The sequence below is a fragment of the Streptococcus sp. GMD4S genome, assembly GCF_000296955.1.
On record NZ_AJRE01000450.1, the window covers coordinates 1 to 6,737 of the forward strand.

At 42.5% G+C, this 6,737-nt stretch carries 7 protein-coding genes; 6 read left to right on the plus strand and 1 reads right to left on the minus strand.

The genetic code is table 11. The annotated features are described in order from the left end of the window. The 6 genes from purD to purB form a co-directional block, all read left to right on the plus strand. On the plus strand, window positions 1-800 hold an 800-nt coding region (gene purD, locus GMD4S_RS11230; RefSeq protein WP_000320216.1), incomplete at its 5' end, for a phosphoribosylamine--glycine ligase. A gap of 386 nt (window positions 801-1,186) precedes the next feature. Beyond that, a complete protein-coding gene (purE, locus tag GMD4S_RS11235; RefSeq protein WP_000802563.1) occupies window positions 1,187-1,675 on the plus strand; it encodes a 5-(carboxyamino)imidazole ribonucleotide mutase in 489 nt (162 codons plus the stop codon). Beyond that, a complete protein-coding gene (gene purK, locus GMD4S_RS11240; protein ID WP_000099061.1) occupies window positions 1,662-2,768 on the plus strand; it encodes a 5-(carboxyamino)imidazole ribonucleotide synthase in 1,107 nt (368 codons plus the stop codon). The genes purE and purK overlap by 14 nt, the downstream gene beginning before the upstream one ends. Window positions 2,769-2,798: 30 nt before the next feature. Further along, on the plus strand, window positions 2,799-3,875 hold the full coding sequence (locus tag GMD4S_RS11245) for a YaaC family protein (RefSeq protein WP_000452038.1): 1,077 nt from the start codon (window positions 2,799-2,801) through the stop codon (window positions 3,873-3,875). Window positions 3,876-3,905: 30 nt separating this feature from the next. Next, window positions 3,906-4,649, plus strand: a complete 744-nt coding sequence (locus GMD4S_RS11250) for a hypothetical protein (protein ID WP_000598019.1) — start codon at window positions 3,906-3,908, stop codon at window positions 4,647-4,649. Window positions 4,650-4,698: 49 nt separating this feature from the next. After that, window positions 4,699-5,997: an adenylosuccinate lyase gene (purB, locus tag GMD4S_RS11255; RefSeq protein ID WP_000572896.1), complete on the plus strand. Its 1,299-nt coding sequence runs from the start codon at window positions 4,699-4,701 to the stop codon at window positions 5,995-5,997. 57 nt (window positions 5,998-6,054) lie between these two features. On the opposite strand, the gene GMD4S_RS11260 is transcribed toward purB, so the two are convergent. Next, the coding region (locus GMD4S_RS11260; protein WP_000292586.1) for a G5 domain-containing protein at window positions 6,055-6,737 on the minus strand (683 nt) is incomplete at its 5' end.

A 6,737-nucleotide genomic window follows, 5' to 3' on the forward strand; every position in this document is an offset into this window, starting at 1 on the left:
TCGTTGCTGAAACAGTTGAGCAAGCGGTCGAAGCCGCTCACGAGATGCTTTTGGACAATAAATTTGGTGACTCAGGTGCGCGTGTGGTTATCGAGGAGTTTCTTGCAGGAGAGGAATTTTCACTTTTTGCCTTTGTCAATGGGGACAAGTTCTACATCATGCCAACGGCTCAGGACCACAAACGTGCTTACGATGGCGACAAGGGCCCTAACACTGGCGGGATGGGTGCCTATGCGCCAGTTCCTCACTTGCCACAGAGCGTGGTTGACACAGCGGTTGAGACCATTGTCAAGCCAGTTCTTGAAGGCATGATCAAAGAAGGACGTCCCTACCTTGGTGTCCTTTACGCGGGTCTTATCTTGACAGTTGATGGACCGAAAGTCATCGAGTTCAATTCACGCTTTGGAGATCCTGAAACACAAATCATCTTGCCTCGTTTGACATCTGACTTTGCGCAAAATATCACTGATATTTTGGATGGGAAAGAACCAGAAATCACTTGGACGGACAAGGGTGTGACACTTGGCGTAGTTGTCGCATCCAATGGGTACCCGCTAGACTATGAAAAAGGTATTGAGTTGCCAGCCAAGACAGAAGGTGACATCATCACCTACTATGCCGGAGCTAAGTTTTCGGAAAATAGCAGAGCACTGCTATCAAACGGCGGACGAGTCTATATGCTCGTCACCACAGCCAACACTGTCAAAGAAGCTCAAGAAACCATCTACCAAGAACTCGCCCAACAAAAAACAGAAGGCCTCTTTTACCGAACAGATATCGGAAGCAAGGCCATTAAGTAAAGATATAAGAATAACGCGACGAAGTCGCCAAATACGATAATGATCGCCGTGGTGAAAAGACCAGAACAGAACTTGTTCTGGTCGGGGGAAACTTTGAGACCTTAGGCTCAAAGTTTAGGAATGAAACCGAAGGTTTGCTTCCGCCCCCACCACCTAAGACCATTATCAAAAAGAAAAATAAAAATTTACAAAATACGTTAATGGTCGTATGGTTTGCGAGCGTTAGCGAGCTAATATAGGATAATCGTCGCAGTAGTGGAACTCCTAGTAGCATAGCTACTAGGAGCGGAAAACTGGAGACTTAGGCTCCAGTTTTAGTAATGGAACGCCCTAGGCGGTCGCTTACGTCCGCACTACATTAGACGATTATTAAAAGAGGAGAAGAAATGAAACCAATTATTTCCATCATCATGGGCTCAAAATCCGACTGGGCAACCATGCAAAAAACAGCAGAAGTCCTTGACCGCTTCGGTGTAGCCTACGAAAAGAAAGTTGTTTCCGCACACCGTACACCAGACCTCATGTTCAAACATGCGGAAGAAGCACGTAGCCGTGGCATCAAGGTCATCATCGCTGGTGCGGGTGGCGCAGCCCATTTGCCAGGTATGGTAGCTGCCAAAACAACCCTTCCTGTCATTGGTGTACCAGTCAAATCACGTGCTCTTAGTGGCGTGGACTCGCTCTACTCTATCGTTCAGATGCCGGGTGGCGTACCAGTCGCAACTATGGCTATCGGTGAAGCAGGGGCGACAAACGCGGCCCTCTTTGCCCTTCGTCTTCTTTCAGTAGAGGATCAGGCTATCGCGACAGCTTTGGCAGATTTCGCAGAAGAGCAAGGAAAAATAGCAGAGGAGTCAACAAATGAGCTCATCTAAAACAATCGGAATTATCGGTGGCGGTCAGCTGGGGCAGATGATGGCCATTTCTGCTATCTACATGGGGCACAAGGTTATCGCACTGGATCCTGCGGCTGATGGTCCCGCCTCTCGTGTGGCGGAGATCATCGTGGCTTCTTATAATGATGTGGACGCCCTGCGTCAGTTGGCGGACCGCTGTGATGTTCTCACTTATGAATTTGAAAATGTCGATGCCGACGGTTTGGATGCTGTCATCAAGGAGGGACAACTCCCTCAAGGAACTGACTTGCTCCGTGTTTCTCAAAATCGTATTTTTGAAAAGGACTTTCTCTCAAACAAGGCACAAGTCACCGTGGCACCCTACAAGGTCGTGACTTCTAGCCAAGACTTGGCAGATATTGACCTGTCGAAAAACTATGTCCTCAAGACGGCGACCGGTGGCTACGATGGCCATGGTCAAAAGGTTATTCGTTCAGAAACAGATTTGGCAGAAGCCTATGCGCTAGCTGACTCAGCAGACTGTGTTTTGGAAGAATTTGTCAACTTCGACCTTGAAATTTCTGTCATCGTGTCAGGAAATGGCAAGGACGTGACAGTCTTCCCTATTCAGGAAAATATCCACCGCAACAATATCCTGTCTAAGACCATCGTGCCAGCCCGCATTTCAGAAAGTCTAGCTGAAAAAGCCAAAGCTATGGCTGTGCGAATCGCAGAACAACTGAACTTGTCTGGGACTCTTTGTGTGGAAATGTTTGCGACAGCTGATGATATTATCGTTAATGAGATTGCCCCACGCCCCCACAACTCAGGACACTATTCGATCGAAGCCTGTGATTTCTCCCAGTTTGATACCCATATCTTAGGTGTTCTCGGAGCACCGCTTCCAGCCATCAAACTGCATGCACCTGCCGTCATGCTCAACGTACTCGGCCAGCATGTCGAGGCCGCTGAAAAATATGTCACAGAAAATCCAAGCGCCCACCTCCACATGTATGGTAAAATAGAAGCGAAGCACAACCGCAAGATGGGACATGTGACTTTGTTTAGTGATGTGCCGGATAGTGTGAATGAATTCGGTGAATATGAAATGAGTAAGAAAAATATAATGTGATTAATTTTGAATAAGGATTTATGATCTATTATGGAAGTAATAAAGTATAATAATAAACCATTAACTCTTAAAACAGCTATAAATAAGCCTAGTTTAACAGGTAGAACAGTTATCGTATCTGATAGGTGGGAGTATGTGAGATTTTTTCTAAGAAATATAAAAAGAGGGAAAAAAAGTAACGCAGAGAAAGCTCTGTTTTATTGGAATCAGGCAGAAGAATTTTATAAGTCTAGTAAAAATTTATCGTTAACTTCTGCTCCGCTTCCTCTTTATTATTGTTTTTTAAATGCAACTAAAGCGCTTTTAGAATTTTGGGGCATCAATAATTCATACTATACGCCTTATCATGGTGTATCAGGTAAAAATAAAAATACAAACAAAAACAAGCCAAGGTTAGATGAGCAAGAGGTCGTAATTAAAGCTAGAGGGGTTTGTCCAGGACTACTTCATTTTTTTGATGGAAATATGGGAATAATTGGCTCAAAACACTCTTTAGATGAGTTGTTAGCTAATTTAGTATATATTCATAGGACGTATGTTATTTCGCAGGGAATCAGTCAAAATAAAGAGATGTTTATTCCTTTAGACGATGTTTATTTTGTTAGAAAGCCTGATAAAAGAGTGACTATAAATGCAAAAATTGATGAAAAATATACGAAACATAATAATGTTAAAGGAAATAATTTAAGAAGAGTGAGAGTCTATAAAGACTTTGATGGTACTAAACTTTCATGGAGACAGTGCCCGGTACAACTCCAAAATATTAGAAATGTGTCTTCTAATCAAAATTTATTAAATTTTCATAAGATGGTAAGAAAATCATTCCAAGAAATTTCTTCGGGTATTAATTCTAGATGGTATTTTAAAGACTTTAATAATCCTAAAAGTTTAGATATTCCTCCAATAGTAATAATGTATATGTGTATGCATCGTCTGAGTGAGTTGTCAAGATATGAACCAGATGTTTTAAATGCGTATTTAATGAAAGAACATAGTTGGATTCTTTCGGAATTTATTAAATTAACTCCATTTCAGTTTATAAATATGATTGTTGCAGAGATAACTCGAGAACAATTGGGTGTTTCAAGGCACATCATAGAAATATAAGTGAATACTATGAAGAGGTTTTATATATTTATGATTAAGACTATAAAATACCCAAACAAAAGTGAAGCGCTTCATTATATCACTAATGATATAGCAAATCAGCTAGGATATAGCAGTGTAGATGAATTAGCTGATTGCTATAATGGATATGGAAGTTTCGTTTTAGAGGATTTTGTTAATTTTAATAAAGATTTTTTTAAAACTGAACAAGACATTCATGAATTTGCTAAAAATGTTAAAGATGAAAGAGATAGAGCAAAAAGAGGGATTGCCTTGTTATCTAGAGAAACTATTATTCCACCTAATGGGGGGACCTCAAAAGGAAAGTCACAATTCTCTGGGTCAGTGTTTCATACAGGCCATATACTGGGACATATGTTAGTCGGAAGAATGAAGGATTTTAATTCAAGAAAAAATAATGATGAAAATATTTTTCCTCAGACAAGTTGGTCTAATGGAGGTGGGAGAGATTTTGAGTCCTTTAAATTAAATTCTGAGAGGGGTAATTCTCAATTAACGTATGAAAGACGTATATGGAATAAGCTAAATAAAAATGGTAACAAAGACCTTCAGGTATATTATCAGGTTGATTTAATATATCATAAATCTGAAGAAGTTCCAAGAGGAATCCATATTCAGGCTATTCCTAGCGATGACATAACAGAACTCAATAAGAATAGAGTATCTCTGAATGTGTTTATTCCTAATATTAGATATAATGAGATTTCTGAATTAGATTATGATTCTTGGGATAGTAAGAGGAATAAAGTTTAGATGGCTCGTTATTAAAAAGGTGAAACTTAAGAAGAAAGGAAAATTAATCATGATCGAACGTTATTCTCGCCCTGAGATGGCGAACATTTGGAGTGAAGAAAATAAATACCGTGCTTGGCTTGAGGTGGAAATCTTGGCTGATGAGGCATGGGCTGAGTTGGGGGAAATCCCTAAGGAAGATGTGGCTTTGATTCGCGAGAAGGCGGACTTTGACATCGACCGTATTTTGGAGATTGAGCAGGAGACTCGCCACGATGTGGTGGCTTTCACTCGTGCGGTTTCTGAGACTCTTGGTGAAGAGCGCAAGTGGGTGCACTATGGGTTGACTTCTACCGACGTGGTGGATACGGCCTACGGTTACCTTTACAAGCAAGCCAACGACATCATCCGTAAGGATCTTGAAAACTTCCTCAACATCATCGCTGATAAAGCGAAAGGACACAAGTTTACTATCATGATGGGACGTACCCACGGTGTGCACGCTGAGCCTACAACTTTTGGTCTTAAATTGGCAACTTGGTACAGCGAAATGAAACGTAACATTGAGCGTTTCGAACATGCGGCTGCTGGCGTGGAAGCTGGTAAGATTTCTGGTGCGGTTGGTAACTTTGCCAACATCCCACCATTTGTGGAGCAATACGTCTGCGACAAGTTGGGTATCCGTGCTCAAGAAATCTCTACACAAGTCCTTCCTCGTGACCTTCACGCTGAGTACTTTGCAGTTCTTGCTAGCATCGCGACTTCAATCGAACGTATGGCAACAGAGATCCGTGGTTTGCAAAAGTCTGAACAACGCGAAGTGGAAGAGTTCTTTGCTAAAGGTCAAAAAGGGTCTTCAGCAATGCCTCACAAACGCAACCCTATCGGTTCTGAGAACATGACAGGTCTGGCGCGTGTGATCCGTGGTCACATGGTCACAGCTTATGAAAACGTAGCCCTTTGGCACGAACGTGATATCTCTCACTCATCAGCTGAGCGAATCATCGCACCAGATACAACCATCTTGATTGACTACATGCTCAACCGTTTTGGAAATATCGTCAAGAACTTGACGGTTTTCCCTGAAAACATGATCCGCAACATGAACTCAACTTTTGGTCTTATCTTTAGCCAGCGGGCGATGTTGACCTTGATTGAAAAAGGTATGACCCGTGAGCAAGCCTATGACTTGGTGCAACCAAAAACAGCCCACTCTTGGGACAACCAAGTAGACTTCAAACCGCTTCTCGAAGCAGATCCAGAAGTGACATCACGCCTCACTCAAGAGGAGATCGACGAAATCTTCAATCCTGCATACTACACTAAACGAGTGGATGATATCTTTGAACGTATAGGACTTGGTGATTAATCCTAACAATAAAAAGCGAGATTCAATCTCGCTTTTTCGTATTCTCCTAGAAGAATCTTAGTCTTCTTTTCTCTTAGTCAGTCCGTAGGCTGCTAGAGTCGCCATGAGGCCTGCTGCGACCAAGCCTGCAGAATCTTGACTTCCTGTTGCAGGGAGTTGTTTTTCATCTGCTTTGGCAGTAGTTGGTGCAGTTTGCTCAGCTTTCTCAACGGCAGTGCCGACTTCAACAACTTGAGCGACCGCTTCCTGCGATACCGCACTATTGACAAGTGTTCTTTCTTCCTTGCCGTCAGCAGTAGTGCTGACAGAGTAGAAAATCGTACGGCGACCATTTACACCAGTAACGATGACTTGCGTTTGTCCGAGTGGCAATTGTGGATTTTCACGTGTCACAGTAGTGAACGGAATATCTTCCTCTTGGATATCCAGCCTTGGTTTCGCTTCGGCAGCTGGAGCAAGGCCACTTTCATCTCCTTTGTGAGTAATAGGGGCGCCGATTTCAACCACTTGGGTCACAGGTTCTTTGGTCACTTGGCTATCTAGAACCGTTTCTGTTTGTTTTCCATTTTCAGTAAGGACAGAGATGTAATGAGTACGTTCGCCCTCTACACCTGGTGTGATGATCTTTTCCTGACCGGCTGGGAGGTTCGGCTTTTCCTTCTTGATAACTTCAAATGGAATCTTTTCTGCTCTTGTGATGAGTTCCGGTTTGGTTTCAACATTGGCAGCTAGTTCATTTT

Excerpts from the sequence above, each read along its gene's own strand:
- purE (WP_000802563.1), top strand. The coding sequence starts at position 1,187 with ATGAAACCAATTATTTCCATCATCATGGGCTCAAAATCCGACTGGGCA.
- GMD4S_RS11245 (WP_000452038.1), top strand. The coding sequence starts at position 2,799 with ATGGAAGTAATAAAGTATAATAATAAACCATTAACTCTTAAAACAGCT.
- purK (WP_000099061.1), top strand. The coding sequence starts at position 1,662 with ATGAGCTCATCTAAAACAATCGGAATTATCGGTGGCGGTCAGCTGGGG.
- GMD4S_RS11250 (WP_000598019.1), top strand. The coding sequence starts at position 3,906 with ATGATTAAGACTATAAAATACCCAAACAAAAGTGAAGCGCTTCATTAT.
- purB (WP_000572896.1), top strand. The coding sequence starts at position 4,699 with ATGATCGAACGTTATTCTCGCCCTGAGATGGCGAACATTTGGAGTGAA.